Here is a 20,506-nt window from a genome sequence, read left to right on the forward strand (position 1 = left end):
TTACTAATAGAATGGGTGCTAATGTGTTTCTTTTAGATAATTGGGCGATAGTTTTGATTTAGTTGATACTGGACTATTTAAAGAAACCAATGAATTGATTTTACAAATTGAAAAACAAGGGTTTAATATTAAATTGTTGCATAAAATAATTCTCACGTATTGTCATTGTGATCATATAGATGGAGGAGAACAGTTAAAAAGACAAACTGGCATATTAATTGCAGCTCATTCAGAGGATAAACCTTTTATTTTGCAGGAAAAAATAATAGGTGGGCTATATCGAAGTATGATGGCTTATGAACAAAAATTAATGAAAAGGTTTGATTGCAATATTTCTAGCATTGATATTGTTTTAAAAGATGGAGATATAATTGATTCATTAGGTGGTTTGCAGGCAATACATGTGCCAGGACATACACCAGGTAGTATTGCATTGTATCAAGCTGAGCGAAAAATAATGTTTTTTCAAGACGTAGTCAGAAATAAAGTAAATAAAGGACTTGTTATTGGAGTGCCAGAAAAGTTTAATATTGATACTGAACAGATAGTTAAAGATGCTTATAAATTAATGCAATATGATATTAATTATGCACTCTTTGGTCATGGGGAGCCAATATTAATTAATACTAATTACCTATTAAAAGCAGCAAAAACGCCACAAGAATTTGCAATGTGGAAAAAGAATGCAAAAAAAGAATTGATGATGAAGATTTAAAAAGATAAAGCAAATAGTAATAAATCAATGGAAAATTAGATGAGTTATTTTAAAGGCAAAACTCTGTTAGATATGAAATGTATGTGTTCTTAATAAAAGATGAGGACAGAGTTCTTATGTGAAAAAATTTTAACAGATAGTCATGATTAGACATTTATAATTATGAAAAACTCAAGAGTGTTTATAATCTTGAGTTTTTATGTATAATAATGAATATCTGGGTAAAAACATAAATGCTTCTAAAGTATAGAGGGATATTATTTTAAGGTTATTTAGAACAATAAAAAACTAACTGAGGTGCGACTTGATGAATAAAGATAATGAGAATTATAAATCAATTGGCTTTGTTGCAGCAGAGTTTCTTGATAATGACTATACATGTTTACAGTCTGTTTTTCTGGCTTTAAAGAGTATTTTTGATGAATTAGATAAAATTGATGAAAATATTTTTTCAGGTTTTGGAGGAGGTTTCGCATGTACTGGAAATACTTGTGGAACAATAGTAGTGCAACTGCAGCGCTTTCTTTATATCTTATTAACGAGGAGGATAATAAAAATCGAAAAGAATTGTATACACAACTGCAAATCTTTTATGAAGATATCAAAGAAAAATTTGGCAGTCTGAATTGTTATGAGATTGTGGGTGTGAATTTTTTGTGTCCTCAAGATGCAAGTCGATATAAAGATGAAAAACATGAACAAGCTTGTAAACCCTTAGTATCATATATTACTAATAAAATAGCATATATAATAAAAAATGAAGTATAGGATAATTGATGTTGTATAATGTGTTAATCAAAACAAGCTAACTGAGTTATTTTTATTCTGAAAATAGACTTGTTGTAATAAACATCATAAATAATTAAGGAGTGAATTAATGTTTCTATCAGACAGATGAAAAGGCAAAAAAACTAGTGAAAAAATATGGAAGTACTCTATATGTGTATGATAAAAAGATACTCAGGGACAGATGTAAAGAAATAGCAAACTTATTAAAAATAAAGAATTATAGGGTTAACTATTCAGCAAAAGCAAACAGTAATATTGAGTTGCTTAAAATAATTAAAAATGAAAATATTGATGTTGATGCTATGTCTCCAGGAGAAATATATTTGCAAAAGAAATCAGGATTTGAGAGTAATCAAATTTTTTATATTTCAAATAATGTATCTGCAGATGAGATGCAATATGCAATAAATTAAGGGGTTCTTGTTAGTGTGGATTCAATTGAGCAACTTGAGCTATTCGGGGAAATAAATCGAGGTGGCGAAGTTGCAGTTCGTTTTAACCCGGGTATTGGAGTTGGGCATCATGAAAAGGTTGTAACAGCAGGAAATAAAACAAAATTTGGCGTTCAAATTGACTATATTCCTCAAGTGAAAACAATTCTAACGGAGTATAATCTTAAGTTAATCGGTATTAATCAACATATGGGGTCACTATTCCTAGATTATCAGGACTATCTTGCTGGTGTCAAATGTTTATTGGATATTGCTCAAAATTTTAAACAACTAAAATTTATTGATTTTGGAGGTGGCTTTGGTGTTCCGTATAGAAAAGAAGAATATAGGTTAGACTTATCTAAATTAGCCAAAGGAATGACAAAGTTAATTGATGAATTTTTAATAACATATGAAAATAAGGATGTTGTTTTCAAGGTAGAGCCAGGTCGGTATTTAGTAGCTGAATGTGGACTTTTATTAGGAACTGTATATTCAGTGAAGAAAAATTATGATACTAAATACATAGGTACTGATTTGGGTTTTAATGTATTATCAAGACCTGTAATGTATGATTCTTATAATGAAATTTCATTAGTTAAGGATATAAATGATGGCGATAAAAAAGTTGAAGAAGTAACTATTGTAGGTAATATTTGTGAAAGCGGTGATATTATTGCTAAAAATAGAATACTACCTGTAATGAATCAAGGCGATTTAATTGCTGTTGAAAATGCAGGTGCTTATGGATTTTCAATGTCTTCAAATTATAATTGTAGGTTGAAGCCAGCAGAGATATTGATTGATTCGAATGGGGAAGATAGATTGATTAGAGAAAGAGATGTTTTGAAGGATTTAGTTTTTAAATTTTTTAATTAATATATTATGTTATTGTCAAATATATGAAAAACATAGGGAAGCATGGAGTGACAAAAGAAAAGTAGATACAAGAGTTAAGTGAAATCGTTGGAATATTGAAATTCAAAAGGGGTAAGATAATTGAAACTAGAATGAATGCATTTAGCGTTATAATAAATTTTTAAATAATCAATAACATTGATGATAGCTTGTGATTTTGTTTGATACAATTAATGAGGCAAAACTTTACGTTTAAAAGATTAATAAAAAAATTTCATTTATGAGAAAAATAATGAAAGAAAATAAAAGAAGATAAATAATTCATAATTTTTTTAGAATGGTACTTAAACGCAATAAAGTCGTTTGTTAAATGAATTCTAATCTGTAGGCCGGAGATTAGAATTCCTCCTGACACGCCAAGAAAAAGCCCTTAACCAATTTGGTTTTAGGGCTTTTTAATTTAAAATTTCTTGAAGAATCAGTTTTGAAATCCTTAAGAACAATATTAGCATGATAGAAATTCAATTTTATATAAATTAAGTACAATTGATTTGGATTAAGGATTAAAACTCATAGATTTATTAATTACTAATGGAAAGTAAACAGTTAATATTTAGCTCTAAATACTATAAGCATAAAAGATAACTTGAATAGAAGCTAATAAAATGGCATAGAATATTTACCATATTGATATCAATTCAATGACAGATCTAAAAAGCAAAATCACAATTAATTCTTGACAAATATTTTTTATATAATAAGATAACCATAATAACAGTTCAACTAAATAAACAAATACAATCATAATGAAATGAAAAGGAACTGACTTTATGAATACTGAAATGGTGTTTAGCATATTCATAAAAAATCAGCAATTATTTAGGGTGAAGAAAAAGATTAAATTAATAAATCACAAGTGAGAATATTTTCGCTTGTGATTTTTATTTTAATGGTTTAAAATATTTTTCTTAAAGGAGTAGGCGGAGGATTGTAAAATGAAAAAGATAATAATCTGGGTGTTAAGGGTAATTTTATTGAGAGCTGTTGAAAACAAGGAATTAAATATAGGAGGTAATGGAAATACATAAGATTAAAAGTAGATTTTTCAAGCTATCTTTTTCTATAATTATATTTAGTTTAATATTTAATTCAAGTATTATTCCCTGGAAGAATGTCAATAGAGTAGATAGAAAAAGTGAAATTAAGTTTTAATAGAAGTGAAAAAATAGTCTTCTTTGGAATTAGGAGAAAGAATGTTATTAGCAGAGTGGGGACGTATAGGGGGTTGTAGAAGCCCTCAATGTGTTCAAAGCAGGAAAGCTTAATTTGAGCAAAGGAAGAAAAAGACCTACGAAGAATTTCTTCTTTTTTCATATATTTAAAAAGGACTCAACGACAGCATTGTCCCAAGGATGAGAAAGCTTAGAAAAAGATTGAATGATACCAAAAGAATCAAGGAGCTTTCTAAAGATAAAAGAAGTATATTGGGAACCTCTGTCAGAATGAAAAATAAGAGAAGTAGAAGGTTTTTGAGAATAAAAGGCTTTGATAAAAGTATCCTTAACAAGAGAAGTATCAATTTTAAGAGAGAGCTTCCAAGCAATAATTTTACGAGAAAATAAATCCATAATAACACAGAGATAAGCAAAAGAGGCATTTAAATTAATATAGGTAATGTCACTAGCCCAGACTTGATTGGGCTGAGGAACATTAAAATTTTGATTTAGGTAGTTAGGGCAATCAAAATTGGGAATAGACCTCGGATGAATAAACCGAAGTTTGATAGTAGGCATTTTAGGAAGATTCATGTCAGTCATCAGGCGGCTCGCTCTACCAATACTGATGTTGATGCCATAGTCATAGGAAAGAAGAGCCTTAATCTTAGATGGGCCAATACGTCTCTTAGTAAGATGACAAATCTCCGAGAATAAGCTGACGGAGTTTTTAATTCTCAATAGTTCTAGGAGAAAGTTTTTCCGAAAAGTATTTGTAATAGGAGCTGCGGTTCACTTTAAGGACATGACAAAGAAAAGAGATAGCGTGCTGAAAACGAAGGGTATGAACAGCCATTAATCTTTGTCTGAGTGAGGCGTGAATATGGCAATTGCTTTTTTTAAAATGATATTTTCCTCCTAGAGTCGAGCATTACGCTTTTGAAGATCCTTAATCTGCTTAGCGGTTAGAATAGTATCATCATCAATTCTAACCTGAGAATAAAGTTTAATCCACTTGTGTAAAGCAGACATGGAGACACCATATTCTTTAGAAAGTTGGGATTGAGTTTTACCGTTTTGGTGTAAATTAACAATACTTTTTTTAAATTCTTCATCGTATTTCTTGTAATTATTCATAATTTTATCCTTTCTTATGTGTCTACTTATTTAAAACATGTTTCACTTTTTCCTGTCTACTTTTTTAGTATATGTCCATTATAAAATGGATTTAAACATCCATTCACCGGCTCAAGTTGAAATTTTTAATATGACAACAGGAAACATTTTTAAAGCAGGTGGCATAAGAGAAGATATTATTTTAAAAAGTTTCTTTAAAAATAAAAGGCAGGTGCATCTTTAATGAAAAAGAAAGTTGTTGGTATTTGTGGCAGTACTAGAAAGAATGAAACTGATTTTGCTGTACAACATGCTCTGAAAATTTTAGGTGAAGAATATGATTGTGAAACATTTTATTACACAGTAAGAGGTAAAAAAATCAATCCCTGCATTCACTGTAACCAATGTATTAAAAAAGAGTTAACATACTGTCCATTATATGAAGATGACGACATGATGCCTCTTTATGAGAAGGTTTTTAATGCGGATGTTATTATTTTAGGAAGTCCTGTATTTGGAATGGGTATGACACCACAATTAAGTGCTGTCCTTAGTCGTTTTAGACCAAACTATATTTTAATAAGGGATAACCCTAATGCCTTTTATGATAAATTAGGGGCTGCTATTGCTGTCGGTGGCACTCGGAATGGTGGTCAAGAAATTGCCATTACATCTATGCATGGTTTCTTTCATACTAATGGTATTATTCCAATTGGTGCTTCTTTAGGCATTTATGCTGGTGCTTCTATCTGGAGCCAGGACAAAACTCCTTTTGATGAAACCGTTGACCCACAATGTATTAAAAATTTAGAAGTATTGACTAGAAAAGTCGGTGAAACGCTGAAATTAATCAGTAAGTAGATTATATAAGGGAAAGCTGATACACAAAATACTCAGCCTTCCCTTATATTATGGCCATGAGGTGGAAAATGACAGAAAATATGATTGGGAAAATAACAGCAAATTATTTAAACAAAGGCTATAATTGTGCGGAATCTATTCTAAAGAGTTTTAGAAATACGTATGCTTCACTGAGACATATTGAACCACAATTGTTTAGCGGCTTTGGGTGGCGGTTTTGCCAAAAGAGGAGAAGTTTGTGGCGGTATTGTTGCGACTACAGCTGTAATCAGTTATTTTATAGTAAGTGAAAGAGACCCAAGACAAAGAGGGAATCTTTACAGTATTTTAAATGAGTTTTATGATAAAATTGAAGATAAGTATGGCAGTATTCGTTGTCATGAAATTAAGTCTAAGTGCAAAAACGATTGTCCAAAAGATGAGGTGCGCAAACCTCTTTTAATGGATATTGCATTAATGACTGATGCAATTATCTCCAGCGATTAGCAATGAATGTAATCCTTAATTATGTTATAATGAAAAATAAGGATTGAGGTTACTAATGGAACTAGATTATTTTGAAATTGAAAAAAAAATTATTAGATTTATACAAAATACAGTAAAAACAGCCAATAGCAGAGGAGTTGTTATTGGTATTTCTGGTGGAATTGATTCTTCAGTAGTGGCAACCCTTTGTACTAAAGCCCTAGGAAAAGAAAATATACTTGGTATTGTTTTGCCTTGTGAAAGTAAACCAGAAGATGTTGAACACGGGATTTTATTGGCGGAGACTATAGGCATACCATATAAAGTAATTAACTTAGATGAAACATATAGTGCTTTAGTTAATGCTGTCAATCCTGCTATAGAAAAAAATGATAATCCAATGGCCTATGGGAATATTAAATCACGTCTAAGAATGACCACTCTCTACTTTGAAAGTGCCTTGAAATGTTATTTAGTTGTTGGAACAACGAATAAAAGTGAATGGATAACAGGTTATTTTACAAAATATGGAGATGGTGGAGCAGATTTTGAGCCAATTGGAGATTTGCTAAAGAGAGAAGTAGTTGCTTTAGGACATCATCTAGGACTACCTGAACTATTAGTTAATCGCGTTCCTGATGCTGGCTTAATTAGTGCTCAAACAGATGAAGATGAATTCGGATTTACTTATGATGCATTGGATACATATATAGCAACAGGTAAAGGAAGTCCAGACATAATTGAGAAAATAAATAGATTATATAAAATAAATAACCATAAGAGAGAAATGCCTTCTATGCTGAATTTGGAAAGATATTTTTTTCTAAAATAAAAGGAGTGATTGTTGTGGCTGGCCATTCAAAGTGGGCAAACATTAAACACAAAAAAGGAAAGCAAGATGCCAAAAGAGCAAAAATATTTACTAAAATTGGTAAAGAAATTATGGTATCTGTAAAATTAGGCGGAATCGACCCAGAGGGAAACTCAAAATTGGCTTTGCAAAATGCCAGAGCAAACAATATGCCAAATGATAATATTAAACGCCTAATTCAAAGAGCTTCTGGGGAAGATAATAGTACCCAATATGAAGAACTGGTCTATGAAGGATATGGCATTGGGGGCGCAGCTGTTATTGTTGATGTCATGACAGATAATAGAAATAGAACCGCTGGCGAAATTAGACATATTTTTGATAAATGTGGTGGCAATTTAGGAGAAACTGGTTCTGTAGCTTGGCTTTTTGAAAGAAAAGGTCAACTAACTATTACACTTGAAAACCAAGATGAAGATTTTTTAACATTGGAAGCTATTGAGGCAGGTGCAGAAGATGTTGTAGTTGAAGGTGATGAGTTAATTATTTTCACAGCTATGGAAGATTTTGATAAAGTTCGCAAAATATTTGAAGATAAAAATATTGCTATTGGACAAGCAATGCTTACAAAAATTTCTGAGAATACTATTGAAATAACTGATATTGAACAGGCTAAGCAATTAATCAAAATGATGGATTTACTAGAAGATAATGATGATGTCCAAGATACCTATAGTAATTTTGACTTTAGTGAAGAAATTATGTGGCAATTATAATGCGTATTCTAGGCATTGACCCTGGTACTGCAATTTGCGGGTTTAGTATTTTAGACTATGAAGGTAATCATTTTAAACTCGTGGACTTTGGTGTGATTACCACGCCAGCTAAAATGGATTTGGAAAAAAGATTACTTCATATTTATGATAAGACCCATGAGCTAATTACAAAGTATGAACCAGAACATATGGCTGTTGAGGATTTATTTTTTAATAATAATGCTAAGACGGCTCTCTCAGTAGGTCAGGCAAGAGGTGTAAGCCTTTTGTTAAGTGCTCAAAAGAATATGATCCTTGCTTCTTATACGCCATTGCAGGTTAAGCAAAGTGTTGTAGGGTATGGTAGGGCTGAAAAGAGACAAGTGCAAGAAATGGTTAAAATTATTCTGAAAATGGATAAGATTCCTAAGCCAGATGATGCAGCAGATGCTATTGCGGTTGCAATTTGTCATGGCCATTCTTATAAAATTAACAGCATATATAAATAGAAATGAGGAAATAAAGTGATTGGTTTTTTAAAGGGCAATGTATTTAAAAAGAAAGAGCAGAGTATTTTACTTGATGTAAGAGATGTAGGTTATGAAGTATTTCTGACTGTTTCTGATTTGACTCAATTAAAGGAAAATGAAAATGTTCTTCTATTTATACACTATAAGCAAAAGGAAGATGGCACATCTTTATTTGGTTTTATGTCAGAGGAAACCAAGGACGTTTTTGAAGTCTTAATTGATATGAATGGTATTGGACCTAAAATGGGGATGGTTATTTTATCTGCAATGGACAAGGATATGCTAATAGCTTCTATTCAAAGAGAAGATGTTTTTGCATTGACTGAGATTCCGGGAGTAGGTAAAAAGACAGCTCAGAGAATGATAGTTGAGTTACAGGATAAATTAAATCACTATGTAATAGATGATACAATGGAACTGGAAATGAAAATAGAAAAAGATAATAGAACAGCCTTAACAGATGCTGAAGAAGCATTGATATTCTTAGGTTATAGTAAAAAAGAAATTGATCAAGTGTTAAAGAAGTTATTAAAGAGAGATAAAACTTATGAAACAGATGATTTAATTAAATTAGCCTTAAAGGAGTTAGGTAAATAGATGGAAACAAGATTAATGGATGGAGATTTTCTACAAGAAGATAGAGAAATTGAAGTAAGTCTTCGACCTAAAACCCTTGAAGAATATATAGGTCAAGAAAAAGTAAAGGAAAATCTTAAGGTTTTTATTAAAGCGGCACAAAATAGAAATGAAAATTTAGATCATCTTTTACTTTATGGACCACCAGGATTAGGTAAAACCACTTTAGCTAATATAGTGGCAGGAGAAATGGGTGTTCAAATTAAGGTAACATCTGGACCAGCAATTGAAAAAGCTGGGGATTTGGCAGCTATTTTAACTAATTTACAAGAAAATGATATAATCTTTATTGATGAGATACATCGTTTAAATAGAAGTGTAGAAGAAATTTTATATCCTGCACTAGAAGATTTTGCTCTAGATATAATTATTGGTAAAGGACCTAGTGCAAGATCAATTCGAATTGATTTACCTCGATTTACTCTTGTTGGAGCAACGACTAGAATTAGTCTTTTAAGTAATCCCTTGAGAGATCGATTTGGTGTTATCAGTCGCTTGGAATACTATAATACTGAAGAATTAAAAGCTATCGTTGAGCATAATGGAAAGCGTTTAGGCATTGATATTGACCCTGAAGGAGCTACTGAAATTGCCCGTCGCTCAAGAGGAACACCTCGTATATCAAATCGACTTTTAAAGAGAGTTAGAGATGTTGCTGAAGTAAAAGGCGATGGTTATATTGATAAGGCTCTAGCCATAAGAGCTCTCAATATGCTTGAGGTTGATGAGTTTGGCTTAGATGAAATTGATAGAAAAATTCTTATTTTATTAATAGAAAAATTTAGTGGTGGACCTGTTGGACTAGATACCCTTGCTGCTATGGTTGGAGAAGAAGGTTCAACAGTAGTTGATGTGTATGAACCATTTCTTCTTCAATTAGGGTTTATAAATAGAACCCCTAGAGGAAGAGTGGCTACCCATTTAGCTTATAGACGTTTAGGATATCCTATACCAGAGGAGTAGAGATGATTACAGGGATTATATTATCAGGTGGACAAAGTAGTCGTATGGGTAAGAATAAAAGTTTGCTACTGTATGAAGGAAAGCCTATTATTGCCTATGTGGTAGAGGCTATTCGTTCATTTGTTAAAGATGTAATGGTTATTACAAATGAACCTGAGTTCTATAGTTTTTTAGAAAATGTTACTTTTAAGGAAGATATTATAAAAGGGAAAGGGCCTATGGGTGGTATTTACACTGGTCTTCACTATGCTGAAACGGATCTTTCCTTTGTAGTTGCTTGTGATATGCCTTTTATAAAGGGTGAACTGATTCCTTTTTTGGAAAAAAGAATTGGTGATGCATGGGGATGTATACCTTTTGACGGAGAGTACTTTGAGACTCTAGCTGCTTTATACAATAAGGAACTTGAAGGTTTTTTTTATTCTTTTTTGAAAGGCGAAATAAAAAAGCTTCAATACCTACTTAAAGGACTTAATGTAGTCAGAGTAGATGATAGGATAATTTATAAGGAGTTTGGAAAACACATTTTTTATAATATGAATACTCAAGAATCTTATGAAAAAATAAAAAGGGAAACCAGTAATGAATAGTAGAAAACTTGTGCCTGTACTAACAATTGCTGTCTTAATATTAGCTATTATTGCTTTGTTTATTAGCTGTAGTAAGAAAGACAGCAATAGTAAAGCAATTTTATATTATATAAATGGTAGTAGTTTTAAATTAGTAGCTGTTGAAACTTATTTAGGCGTTCCTGTTACAGTCGAAAAAGTATTAGAAGCTTTGTTTGCTGGTCAAGATAAAGGGTATCTTGAAAACTTAGTACCAGAAGGCACTAAAGTACTTAGTGCTACAGTAGAAAAGAATACATTAACACTAAACCTATCAAAAGAATTTACCAAAATTAGCCGAGGACTAACTAGTGATAATTTGCTGGTGATGTCTGTTGTCAGTACAGCTATTGATGCTGCCGGTGTTAAACAAGTAAAGATTTTAATTGATGGTAAAGAAAAACCAGTATTTAATAATAGCGTATATCTTAAAAGTCCTATCCAAAAAGATAGTTCTTTGATAGAATAATAAAGGAATTGGAATTACGAGATAATCGCACGGATAGAAATATCTGTGAGGAAAGTCCTGGCTGGCACAAGCTGCGATGTGGTTTACACAAGGCGTGGAGCCTGCTTGTAGAGAAAATGCCAAGGGCAACCTTGGGGAGGGTAACCTTACGGAGACTGAAAATATCCTACTAGGGAATGAGTAAGTCATAAAGTGCTATAGAGACGAGTCTATTTGGTAACAAATAGAGTGAGACGACGTAAACCCCATTTTGTCAGAAACCCTCTGAGAGGGGAACCTGCTAAAGGGAATAGGAACTGAAAGCGGGTATCTGTTTTTAACAGGTAAGATAGATGATTATCCTTGACAGAATCAGGCTTATTGTAATTCCAACCTCATTTTAATGTGAGGAAGTATTATGGAAAAGAAAGACGTACTTGTTTTATTTGGTGGTCCGAGAAAAAGCATCTTTAGGCTATTTAGTAGATGCTTTTTTGGCGAAAAACTATGATAGTGAAATTATTTATTTAAATGATTTAAATTTTAGAGGTTGTCAGAGTCGTTTTTATTGTAGAACCCATGAAAGCTGTGTGTTGAAAGATGATTTGACACCTATCTATAATAAAGTAGAAAAAGCGGACAAGATATTATTAGCGATGCCTGTATTTTATGGTTCTATACCGGGATAATTAAAATTGGCTATGGATCGTATGTTTGCTTTTGCTGATATTCGCTTAAATAAGGACAATGGAAACAATTATGGCAGTAAATTGGAAGATACGAGAAAAATTTTCTTAATTGCTACTCATGGGAATTCCATTCCTTCTGTTCTTGAATGTCTAGAGAGACCTTTTCGTTATTTAGCTGTTGAAATAAATGGAATTTATACAGGGATGTATGCTTCTCCAAAATTAGACTTTGTATCTGTTTATAATAATGAAGGTGTTATTGAAGAATTGCTGGATAAAGGGAAAGATTTTTAGAGGGAAGTAAATGAATAAATTAATGGGTTTTTATGAACTTAAGGATTCTTCTTTACCAACAGTTCCTTGGCAAGAATATACAGGTCAGGCGATTTTACCTGAGGGATTTCTTTGGACTATCAGAACAGCAGTCTATAAGGGTAGAGATATTGGTTTAACAAGATATGTAGGTATTGGAACAAAAGAAGCAAACAAAAAATTAATAGAATTATATAGAAAATATAAAGAGATAGGCATGGTAGTGTACTATCCTTTTTTGTTACAGTAAAAAGTGGTACATTAAGTATTTCTCAGATACAACAAGTTATTGAAGCAGTAGAGGGAGACTTGTGGCATTTAGTAGATGAATCAAGGGTGGATGTAACATTGATTAAAGATAATGAAGAACCTTGGGAGATAATTGGTCAGAGTCATTTTTTAACAGATTTTGAACTAAAGGAAATAGAAAAATATATTCCTTCAATACAACAGATTTTTAGAAAGCTAATAAAAGAAGGTAAAACATTATTATTAGAATGGTCTTTTACTTATGATTCTAATTTAATAGGTGAGGCCATTGGAAATCCCTATCTGGTTTTTTATGAAATGAGAACTATTGAGTCTAAGTGACTCTGGTTTTCGTAATCTTTAGAAGCGTGACCTAGTCTTGCTTTTTAAGGGGAAACAATATAAAATAAGAGAGCTAAGTATTTGCCAAAGGAGGAAGTAATATGTGTGGCATAGTTGGTTATTTCGGTAAAAGAGAGGCTAAAGATATTTTAATGAATGGTCTTTTCCGTTTAGAATATAGAGGTTACGATTCAGCTGGTATCGCCTTATTTTGTGATGGTGATATTAATGTAACAAAAGCTCAAGGTCGATTAAAAGAACTTGAAATAAAATTAAATTGTGAGAATAGAGGTTCGATTGGAATTGGTCATACAAGATGGGCTACTCATGGCAAACCATCTGATGAGAACTCTCATCCCCATATGGGCTGTGAGGGTACTTTTTGTGTTGTTCATAATGGAATTATTGAAAATTATATGGAATTAAAAGAAGCCCTTCAAGAAAAAGGGTGTGATTTTTTATCTGAGACTGATACAGAGGTAATTCCTAATTTACTTGAAGTTTATAATACAGGTGATTTTTTAGAAACTGTACAGAAGGTAGTGTCTATGCTTGAAGGGGCTTATGCATTATGTGTTCTTTCCAAAGAATTTCCAGAAGAAATGATTGTTGTTAGAAAAGCCAGTCCTCTTGTAGTTGGAAAATGTGATGGAGAGTATTTTGTTGCATCGGATATTCCGGCTATTTTAGAGTATACAAAAGATGTATATATTCTTGAAGAAGATGAAGTGGCTCATATTAAAAATAAAACCATTGCTTTTTATAATGGTGAGGGGAATGCTATTGATAAAGAAATAACTGAGATTACATGGGATTTAGAATCCGCTGAAAAGCAAGGTTATCCTCATTTTATGCTTAAAGAAATTCATGAACAACCAGAAGCCGTGGAAAAAACCTTAGCAGGTCGTATTAAAGATGGTACTGTGCAATTGGATTTAAATCTAACAGATGATTTTATTAAAAGTATTGATAAAGTAGCTGTCGTTGCCTGTGGTACAGCAAGTTATGCTGGACGAGTTGGCGGTAATTTTATTGAAAAATATTTGAGAATTCCAGTCGAAGCAGAATTTGCTTCGGAATTTAGATATAATGATCCTATTATTACGGATAAGACACTAGTAATAGTTGTAAGTCAGTCAGGAGAAACAGCGGATACATTGGCTGGTTTACGTGAAGCTAAATCAAAAGGGGCAAAAATTGTGGCTATCACAAATGTAGTAGGCAGTTCAATTGCTAGGGAATCAGATGAAGTGATTTATACTCAAGCTGGTCCTGAAATTGCTGTTGCTTCAACTAAAGCTTATGTAACTCAATTAATTGCCTTATATTTATTAGTATTACAGTTAGGTAAAATTAGAGGGGCTATTGATGCTGCTTTTGAAAAAAGCTGGATTGAAGCTTTAATAAAGTTACCAGAACAAATTACAAGTATTTTAGAGCAAAGCGATATTATGGAAGTTTATGCAGCTGGTTTAAAGGACTACACCAGTGCTTTCTTTATTGGCCGTGGCGTTGATAATGTTAGCTCTCTTGAAGGCGCTTTAAAGCTTAAGGAAATATCCTATATTCATGCAGAAGCCTATGCGGCTGGAGAGTTAAAACATGGCACATTGGCATTAATTACTGATGATGTTCCTGTTATTGGTATTGCAACTCAAAAGCATTTATTAGAGAAATCAATCAGTAATATAATTGAGGTAAAGGCTAGAGGGGCAATTACCTATGGTATTGGATTTGAAGGAGAAGGTCAATTGAGAAGAACTGTAGACCATTTTTATCCTATTCCAGATGCTTTAGAAGACTTTGCTCCTATTCTAACAGTAGTGCCTTTGCAATTACTAGCATATTATGCATCTTTATTAAAGGGAAATGATGTTGATAAGCCTAGAAATTTAGCTAAAAGTGTAACTGTAGAATAAACTTAAAACAGACACAAAATATGTACTAAATGTAGTTAAAAACATTGACAAATAAAGGAAAACAGCGTAAAATGTCAAGTACAGGAGAAACGAAGACAATGTCTTTTTAGCAGAGAGTCAAGAGAGTAGATGTTTGGTGTGAAGTCTATACTTAATCACTAAAGAGAATATCCCTTCTAGCAGATTCTCTGAAATTCAGTAGGAGAAAACGGGTGTGCCCCGTTATAGCACTAGTTATTGATAGATGCTGATTGAGTTATAAAACAGGGTGGTAACGCGAATATCTCGCCCCTGGCGTGAAGCTGGGTGCGAGTTTTTTTATACAATTTTAAGGAGGGAAAATCATGAGCATTATTAATAAAATAGGAAAAGTAATTTCAGTGTTTGATCATGGTTTGCTGAGTTATATTAAAGTTTTCAAGGGATTTGAAGACCACAAGGGCCTAGTCGCAAAGCTTTAATAAAGCATTGAATAATTGTATGAAAATAAATACGTAGAAGAATAGAAGACGAGGTGTAACATGAAAAGTGAAAAAATGAAGTCAGGAGTAGCTAAGGCTCCCCATCGCTCATTATTTAAAGCATCTGGCTTAACAGATGAAGAGATAAAAAGATCTATAATTGGTATTGTAAATTCCCAAAATGATATTGTTCCAGGACATATTCATTTAGGTGCAATAGGTGAAGAGCCGTTAAAGCTGGGGTTCGTATGGCTGGCGGCGTGCCTTTACAATTTCATACAATTGCAGTTTGTGATGGCATAGCTATGAACCATACTGGTATGAAATATTCCCTTATAAGTAGAGAGCTTATTGCAGACACAATTGAAGTAATGGCCAGTGCTTATACCTTTGATGGATTAGTATTTATTCCAAACTGCGATAAAGTTGTGCCAGGCATGTTAATGGCGGCTGCCAAACTGAACATCCCTTCTATTTTCATTAGTGGTGGTGCTATGTTACCAGGAAAACATAAAGGTAAAAAATAAGTTTAACAGATATGTTTGAAGCTGTTGGTTCAGTAGCAGCAGGTAAAATTGATGAATCTGAACTCTGTGACATGGAAAATTCCGCCTGTCCTACTTGTGGTTCTTGTTCAGGGATGTTTACAGCAAATTCTATGAACTGTTTAAACAGAAGTTATTGGTATGGGATTACCAGGCAATGGTACAATACCAGCCGTTTATTCAGAGCGAATCCGTTTAGCAAAAACTGCAGGTATGAGAAATATTAGATTTAGTTGAAGAAGATGTGAAACCAAAAGATATTATGACTGAAGGGGCTTTCCATAATGCAATTGTTGCCGATATGGCTCTTGGTTGTTCAACTAACACTGTTTTACATTTACCAGCAATTGCTCATGCAGCAGGATTTGATGTTGGCTTTGAGACCCTTAATGATATTGCTCAAATTACACCTCAAATTTGTAAGTTGGCACCTGCAGGAAATCATTTTATTTCCGATTTATATGAAGCCGGTGGTATCCGAGGGGTTTTAAAATCTCTTGATAATGCTGAAGGATTGATTAGAAGAGAATGTTTAACCGTTAGTGGTAAAACTGTTGGAGAGCAAATTGATAAAGCTTATATTTCAGATTCAGAAGTAATTCGCAGCAAAGAAAATGCTTATAGTCAAGATGGTGGATTAGCAATTCTTTGGGGTTCATTGGCTCCAGAAGGTTGTGTTGTTAAAAAAGGTGCTGTAGCTGAAGAAATGATGATTCATACTTGACCTGCTAGAGTTTTTGAATCAGAAGAGGAAACTGTAGAAGCTATTTTTAATAAAACCATAAAAGATGGGGATGTAATAGTAATTCGCTACGAAGGTCCTAAAGGAGGACCAGGTATGAGAGAAATGCTTTCACCAACAGCTGCAATTGCTGGTATGGGACAAGATAAGACTGTCGCCTTGATACAGATGGCCGTTTTTCAGGCGCTACAAGAGGAGCATCTATTGGACACGTTTCACCTGAGGCAGCATCTGACGGACCAATAGGTCTTGTAGAAGAAGGGGATTTAATTGAAATAAATATTCCTAAAAATTCACTTAATTTATTAGTAGAAAAATCAGTGCTAGAAGAGAGGGAGAAGCATCTTAGAAAGAAAGAAAATAATTTAGCTATTGGCTATTTAAAAAGATATGCTTCATTAGTAACTTCAGCTAATACAGGAGCGGTGTTTAAAGATGAGTAATAAGTTATACCCGGGTGCAGATATTATTTTAAAATCACTTGAAATGGAAAAAGTTAAAATAGTTTTTGGCTATCCAGGAGGCAGTGTGTTGCCATTATATGATTCCTTATATCATAATGATAATATTAAGCATATATTAACACGTCATGAACAAGGCGCAGGTCATGCAGCAGATGGTTATGCTAGGTCAACTGGTAATACAGGCGTAGTTTTTGCAACTAGTGGACCTGGTGCTACAAACTTAGTAAGGGCAATAGCAACTGCGCAAATGGATTCTATTCCAATGGTTGTTGTTACAGGACAGGTACTGAGAGACGCTATTTAGGTAAACAAGCTTTTCAGGAAGCTGAAATTGTAGATATTGTTAAACCTATAACGAAATATGCAGTAATTGTACAGCGTGTTGAGGATTTAGCAAAAGAGATTAAGAAGACTTCTAGAATTGCTAATACAGGTAGAAAAGGACTTGTATTAATTGATATTCCTAAAGATGTAATGATTGATAAGTGTCAATTTATGTATCCTTTAGAATCTCAGTTTAAAGCAGAACGCTGGGGAGAAAGTGAAAATAGATACCAGCGCAAGCAGGAGGTGTTCTTAAAAAAGCGAAAAGACTACTTCTTTTTGTCGGTGGTGGTGCTAAAGATGCAGTAGATGAAGTTGAGAAGTTGGCTGAAAAGCTGAAATCACCCGTTATCTATAGCTTAATGGGCAAAGGTGTTTTAGATGATAATCATCCATTAAATATTGGTATGGTTGGCATGCATGGTACGGGTGCTGCAAACTATGCAGTTCATCATTGTGATCTTTTATTTGCAATAGGTGTTCGTTTTGATGATAGACAGACAGGTGATGAAAATTTCTTTGCTAAAAGTGCAAGAATTATTCATTTAGATATTGATAGAAAAGAATTTAGTAAAAATATTAGAGCCGATGTTGCTTTATATGATGATAGTGCCTTAGGTTTATTTAAACTTTTAAGAGTTATAAAAAGAGAGGATTTTGAACCTCAAAATCCTTGGATTGATCAAATCTCTGAGTGGCAACACAATCATCCATTAAAATTTGAAGCTGAAGGTAGCATTAAGCCTCAAGAAATTCTTAATGCCATAAATATACTTACAAAAGGCGCTGCTATTATGACAACAGAAGTAGGGCAACATCAAATGTGGGCGGCCCAGTATTTTAAAACAAATGACCCTAAGAAGTTTATAACTTCGGGTGGTTTAGGAACTATGGGATTTGGTTTACCTGCATCGATTGGCGCACAATTAGGCAATCCTAAAACATTAACTATAGCCTTAGCTGGAGATGGCAGCATTCAAATGAACAGCCCCAAGAGCTAATGACTATTAGTGCTTGTAAGCTACCCATTAAAATTGTTGTTGTTAACAATAAGAGTTTAGGTATGGTGCGCCAGTGGCAAAAACTCTTTTATGAAGAAAGGTATTCACATACTTTATTTGAAGCAGAATCTCAACCAGACTTTATGACTTTAGCTAGAGCTTATGGCATTCCAGGTGTGCAAATTACTGAAAGAGAAAGGTTAGTTGAAGACTTAGAGACGGCCTTAATCTTAGATGGGCCAATACGTCTCTTAGTAAGATGACAAATCTCCGAGAATAAGCTGACGGAGTTTTTAATTCTCAATAGTTCTAGGAGAAAGTTTTTCCGAAAAGTATTTGTAATAGGAGCTGCGGTTCACTTTAAGGACATGACAAAGAAAAGAGATAGCGTGCTGAAAACGAAGGGTATGAACAGCCATTAATCTTTGTCTGAGTGAGGCGTGAATATGGCAATTGCTTTTTTTAAAATGATATTTTCCTCCTAGAGTCGAGCATTACGCTTTTGAAGATCCTTAATCTGCTTAGCGGTTAGAATAGTATCATCATCAATTCTAACCTGAGAATAAAGTTTAATCCACTTGTGTAAAGCAGACATGGAGACACCATATTCTTTAGAAAGTTGGGATTGAGTTTTACCGTTTTGGTGTAAATTAACAATACTTTTTTTAAATTCTTCATCGTATTTCTTGTAATTATTCATAATTTTATCCTTTCTTATGTGTCTACTTATTTAAAACATGTTTCACTTTTTCCTGTCTACTTTTTTAGTATATGTCCACAAGCTGTACTTTTCTTCAATATCCATAACCATAAATGTTTGATTCATTAATTTAAAAGTACCATTTAAAACTTTACCTTCTAGTCCTTTTTCATCTTTTTGTATATAATCTATAGACAGTAATTTAGAGTCTGGAAATATACTAATGTAGAAATCCAAAGCTTCTTTTGCTTGACCTGAAAAGGTTAAAAAAGGAATAATTCCTTTTGTGTCATTGAGTGTAACCATTTTTTCATCCTTTCATTAATTTAGTTATATATAATAATATATATAGTGAGTGTAGAATAAAATGTTAATCAACTTTCTTAGACTTAGTATGATAAAATAATAATGAGATAATATAAATGTCAAAATAGGCTTAGAATTCAGAAAGCTGATAAGGATAGTTGGGTTTATCAATTAACGTTCATAAATCTCTTAAACCAGAAAAGTACTGCTTTTGGATGTTGGAGCAAAAATGAATGGTTGTTTTGTTGATTCTAATCAACGCTAATTCTTACAGCCGAGGGCTACCTCAGCAATACAGTAAGTGATAAAAGATAATTTTTATTGCAATTGGGTTAATGAATCCTACCAAAATAAGGACTTGAAAGAGGTTTATATCCAATCTTTAGGTTAAATTACAGCCAATGCTTTTTAAACCTATTTCTTTGATGTTGTTTAACTTTTTTGTTCTATTTTCTTGACTACATATCAAAAAATATAATTTGAATAAATATAATAAATATTTTTCTTTAATATAAAATTGTATAATGCTCTTAATTTCTATGTTATAATTAATATATATGGGGATGTACTGGTTTCGACGGAGGAATGGAAATACTAGTTGCAGTTTAGGGTGAATCCGCCTATTAACGGATTAACAAAATTTAAACGCTAAAAATAATAAATTAGCATTAGCTGCCTAAAGTGGCTACATCATCAATTATCTTCCTGCGGGTAATTGTATGGTGTCAAATTAATGCAGGAACCCTTTTCTTTTTTCCTCAAGAAGAAATAAGGTAATTAGAGGATCGTTTGTAATCAGCCTGTCTATAGGCTCAGTTGCGAACTAAAAACAATATATAGACTATAACTGTAGAAACTGGTATGAAAATTTTTTCGGACAGGGGTTCGACTCCCCTCATCTCCACCATATAACTCAATTTTTTTGAATTATGGTTAGTTTTTATTAAGGCATCCTTCTTATATAATGATATTAAAAAAGCAATGTAACATCAACAGGAAAATTTTCTATTGATTGTTAGCATTGCTTTTATTGTGAATTATCATGTTTAATAATATCAGATGTTTCACATTCTAAAATAAAACATAAAGTATCAATTGTTTTGGTAGTGATTGCTTCACCATTAAGCATACACTGAAGAGTGTTGGCGGGAATACCATGATTAAATATTAATTGATATTTCGTTATATTTCTTTTTTGAGTGTTTCGAAAAACGGAGCATAAATAATCATTAACATATCTCACTTTAACTTA

The 20,506-nt window shown here is 32.7% G+C and carries 23 protein-coding genes, 2 other RNA genes and 4 pseudogenes; 25 read left to right on the plus strand and 4 right to left on the minus strand.

What is annotated here, in order from left to right; all coding sequences use genetic code 11:
* Positions 1-40: 40 nt before the first annotated feature.
* From AZF37_RS01540 to lysA, 4 genes and pseudogenes are all read left to right on the plus strand, one after another.
* The gene (locus tag AZF37_RS01540) at positions 41-715 is read left to right on the plus strand and encodes an MBL fold metallo-hydrolase (protein WP_088369277.1); all 675 of its coding nucleotides are present in this window, start codon (positions 41-43) and stop codon (positions 713-715) included.
* Between the two features lie 307 nt (positions 716-1,022).
* Entirely contained in the window at positions 1,023-1,340 is a 318-nt protein-coding gene (locus tag AZF37_RS11275) for a hypothetical protein (protein WP_245612006.1), read from the plus strand.
* Positions 1,250-1,483: a C-GCAxxG-C-C family (seleno)protein gene (locus AZF37_RS13045; RefSeq protein ID WP_425425452.1), complete on the plus strand. Its 234-nt coding sequence runs from the start codon at positions 1,250-1,252 to the stop codon at positions 1,481-1,483. The genes AZF37_RS11275 and AZF37_RS13045 overlap by 91 nt, the downstream gene beginning before the upstream one ends.
* Before the next feature lie 173 nt (positions 1,484-1,656).
* Positions 1,657-2,814, plus strand: a pseudogene (gene lysA, locus AZF37_RS01550) (diaminopimelate decarboxylase).
* Positions 2,815-3,994: 1,180 nt separating this feature from the next.
* Here the strand turns inward: lysA and AZF37_RS01555 are convergent.
* A pseudogene (locus AZF37_RS01555) lies at positions 3,995-5,144 on the minus strand (IS3 family transposase).
* Between the two features lie 37 nt (positions 5,145-5,181).
* Here AZF37_RS01555 and AZF37_RS10235 point away from each other — a divergent pair.
* The 20 genes and pseudogenes from AZF37_RS10235 (at position 5,182) to AZF37_RS12060 (ending at position 18,511) form a co-directional block, all read left to right on the plus strand.
* Positions 5,182-5,367, plus strand: a complete 186-nt coding sequence (locus tag AZF37_RS10235) for a methenyltetrahydromethanopterin cyclohydrolase (RefSeq protein WP_172793059.1) — start codon at positions 5,182-5,184, stop codon at positions 5,365-5,367.
* Positions 5,367-5,984, plus strand: a complete 618-nt coding sequence (locus AZF37_RS01560; protein WP_088369279.1) for a flavodoxin family protein — start codon at positions 5,367-5,369, stop codon at positions 5,982-5,984. The genes AZF37_RS10235 and AZF37_RS01560 overlap by 1 nt, the downstream gene beginning before the upstream one ends.
* Positions 5,985-6,164: 180 nt before the next feature.
* Positions 6,165-6,470, plus strand: a complete 306-nt coding sequence (locus AZF37_RS01565; RefSeq protein WP_162473809.1) for a C-GCAxxG-C-C family protein — start codon at positions 6,165-6,167, stop codon at positions 6,468-6,470.
* Between the two features lie 55 nt (positions 6,471-6,525).
* Positions 6,526-7,281 carry an NAD+ synthase gene (locus tag AZF37_RS01570; protein WP_088369281.1) on the plus strand — a complete coding sequence of 252 codons (756 nt, stop codon included), beginning with the start codon at positions 6,526-6,528 and terminating at the stop codon, positions 7,279-7,281.
* 14 nt (positions 7,282-7,295) lie between these two features.
* On the plus strand, positions 7,296-8,036 hold the full coding sequence (locus AZF37_RS01575) for a YebC/PmpR family DNA-binding transcriptional regulator (RefSeq protein WP_088369282.1): 741 nt from the start codon (positions 7,296-7,298) through the stop codon (positions 8,034-8,036).
* Positions 8,036-8,524 carry a crossover junction endodeoxyribonuclease RuvC gene (ruvC, locus tag AZF37_RS01580; RefSeq protein WP_088370637.1) on the plus strand — a complete coding sequence of 163 codons (489 nt, stop codon included), beginning with the start codon at positions 8,036-8,038 and terminating at the stop codon, positions 8,522-8,524. The genes AZF37_RS01575 and ruvC overlap by 1 nt, the downstream gene beginning before the upstream one ends.
* 15 nt (positions 8,525-8,539) lie before the next feature.
* Positions 8,540-9,142 carry a Holliday junction branch migration protein RuvA gene (gene ruvA / locus AZF37_RS01585; RefSeq protein ID WP_088369283.1) on the plus strand — a complete coding sequence of 201 codons (603 nt, stop codon included), beginning with the start codon at positions 8,540-8,542 and terminating at the stop codon, positions 9,140-9,142.
* Positions 9,143-10,144 (plus strand): Holliday junction branch migration DNA helicase RuvB, encoded by a 1,002-nt coding sequence (gene ruvB, locus AZF37_RS01590; protein ID WP_088369284.1) that lies wholly within the window; start codon positions 9,143-9,145, stop codon positions 10,142-10,144.
* Positions 10,145-10,146: 2 nt separating this feature from the next.
* Positions 10,147-10,734: a molybdenum cofactor guanylyltransferase gene (locus AZF37_RS01595; protein ID WP_088369285.1), complete on the plus strand. Its 588-nt coding sequence runs from the start codon at positions 10,147-10,149 to the stop codon at positions 10,732-10,734.
* Positions 10,727-11,221 carry a GerMN domain-containing protein gene (locus tag AZF37_RS01600; protein WP_088369286.1) on the plus strand — a complete coding sequence of 165 codons (495 nt, stop codon included), beginning with the start codon at positions 10,727-10,729 and terminating at the stop codon, positions 11,219-11,221. Before AZF37_RS01595 ends, AZF37_RS01600 begins: the two co-directional genes overlap by 8 nt.
* Before the next feature lie 12 nt (positions 11,222-11,233).
* Positions 11,234-11,586: RNase P RNA component class B (gene rnpB, locus AZF37_RS01605), an RNA gene on the plus strand.
* A gap of 63 nt (positions 11,587-11,649) precedes the next feature.
* Positions 11,650-11,889, plus strand: a complete 240-nt coding sequence (locus AZF37_RS01610) for a flavodoxin family protein (protein WP_162473810.1) — start codon at positions 11,650-11,652, stop codon at positions 11,887-11,889.
* A gap of 6 nt (positions 11,890-11,895) precedes the next feature.
* A complete protein-coding gene (locus AZF37_RS01615; protein ID WP_162473811.1) occupies positions 11,896-12,183 on the plus strand; it encodes a hypothetical protein in 288 nt (95 codons plus the stop codon).
* Positions 12,184-12,193: 10 nt separating this feature from the next.
* Positions 12,194-12,451, plus strand: a complete 258-nt coding sequence (locus tag AZF37_RS01620; RefSeq protein WP_088369289.1) for a hypothetical protein — start codon at positions 12,194-12,196, stop codon at positions 12,449-12,451.
* Between the two features lie 59 nt (positions 12,452-12,510).
* Positions 12,511-12,792 carry a hypothetical protein gene (locus AZF37_RS01625; protein WP_088369290.1) on the plus strand — a complete coding sequence of 94 codons (282 nt, stop codon included), beginning with the start codon at positions 12,511-12,513 and terminating at the stop codon, positions 12,790-12,792.
* A 101-nt stretch (positions 12,793-12,893) separates the two neighbouring features.
* Positions 12,894-14,711 (plus strand): glutamine--fructose-6-phosphate transaminase (isomerizing), encoded by a 1,818-nt coding sequence (gene glmS / locus AZF37_RS01630; protein ID WP_088369291.1) that lies wholly within the window; start codon positions 12,894-12,896, stop codon positions 14,709-14,711.
* A 521-nt stretch (positions 14,712-15,232) separates the two neighbouring features.
* Positions 15,233-16,902, plus strand: a pseudogene (gene ilvD, locus AZF37_RS01635) (dihydroxy-acid dehydratase).
* Entirely contained in the window at positions 16,895-17,227 is a 333-nt protein-coding gene (locus AZF37_RS12050; protein ID WP_088369292.1) for a thiamine pyrophosphate-binding protein, read from the plus strand. The pseudogene ilvD and the gene AZF37_RS12050 overlap by 8 nt, the downstream one beginning before the upstream one ends.
* 247 nt (positions 17,228-17,474) lie before the next feature.
* Positions 17,475-18,248 carry a thiamine pyrophosphate-dependent enzyme gene (locus tag AZF37_RS01650; protein ID WP_088369294.1) on the plus strand — a complete coding sequence of 258 codons (774 nt, stop codon included), beginning with the start codon at positions 17,475-17,477 and terminating at the stop codon, positions 18,246-18,248.
* The gene (locus AZF37_RS12060) at positions 18,248-18,511 is read left to right on the plus strand and encodes a thiamine pyrophosphate-dependent enzyme (RefSeq protein ID WP_088369295.1); all 264 of its coding nucleotides are present in this window, start codon (positions 18,248-18,250) and stop codon (positions 18,509-18,511) included. Before AZF37_RS01650 ends, AZF37_RS12060 begins: the two co-directional genes overlap by 1 nt.
* Positions 18,512-18,544: 33 nt before the next feature.
* On the opposite strand, the pseudogene AZF37_RS11285 reads toward AZF37_RS12060, so the two are convergent.
* Both AZF37_RS11285 and AZF37_RS01665 read right to left on the minus strand, forming a co-directional pair.
* Positions 18,545-18,948, minus strand: a pseudogene (locus AZF37_RS11285) (transposase); the annotation flags it as partial.
* 42 nt (positions 18,949-18,990) lie between these two features.
* Complete coding sequence (locus tag AZF37_RS01665; protein WP_088369296.1) at positions 18,991-19,254, minus strand: VOC family protein; 264 nt, start codon at positions 19,252-19,254, stop codon at positions 18,991-18,993.
* Positions 19,255-19,813: 559 nt separating this feature from the next.
* Here AZF37_RS01665 and ssrA point away from each other — a divergent pair.
* Positions 19,814-20,161: a transfer-messenger RNA gene (ssrA, locus tag AZF37_RS01670) on the plus strand.
* Positions 20,162-20,281: 120 nt separating this feature from the next.
* On the opposite strand, the gene AZF37_RS01675 is transcribed toward ssrA, so the two are convergent.
* Positions 20,282-20,497: a helix-turn-helix domain-containing protein gene (locus AZF37_RS01675; protein ID WP_425425436.1), complete on the minus strand. Its 216-nt coding sequence runs from the start codon at positions 20,495-20,497 to the stop codon at positions 20,282-20,284.
* Between the last annotated feature and the right edge of the window lie 9 nt (positions 20,498-20,506).

Source organism: endosymbiont 'TC1' of Trimyema compressum, from assembly GCF_001584725.1.
GTDB lineage: Bacteria > Bacillota > TC1 > TC1 > TC1 > TC1.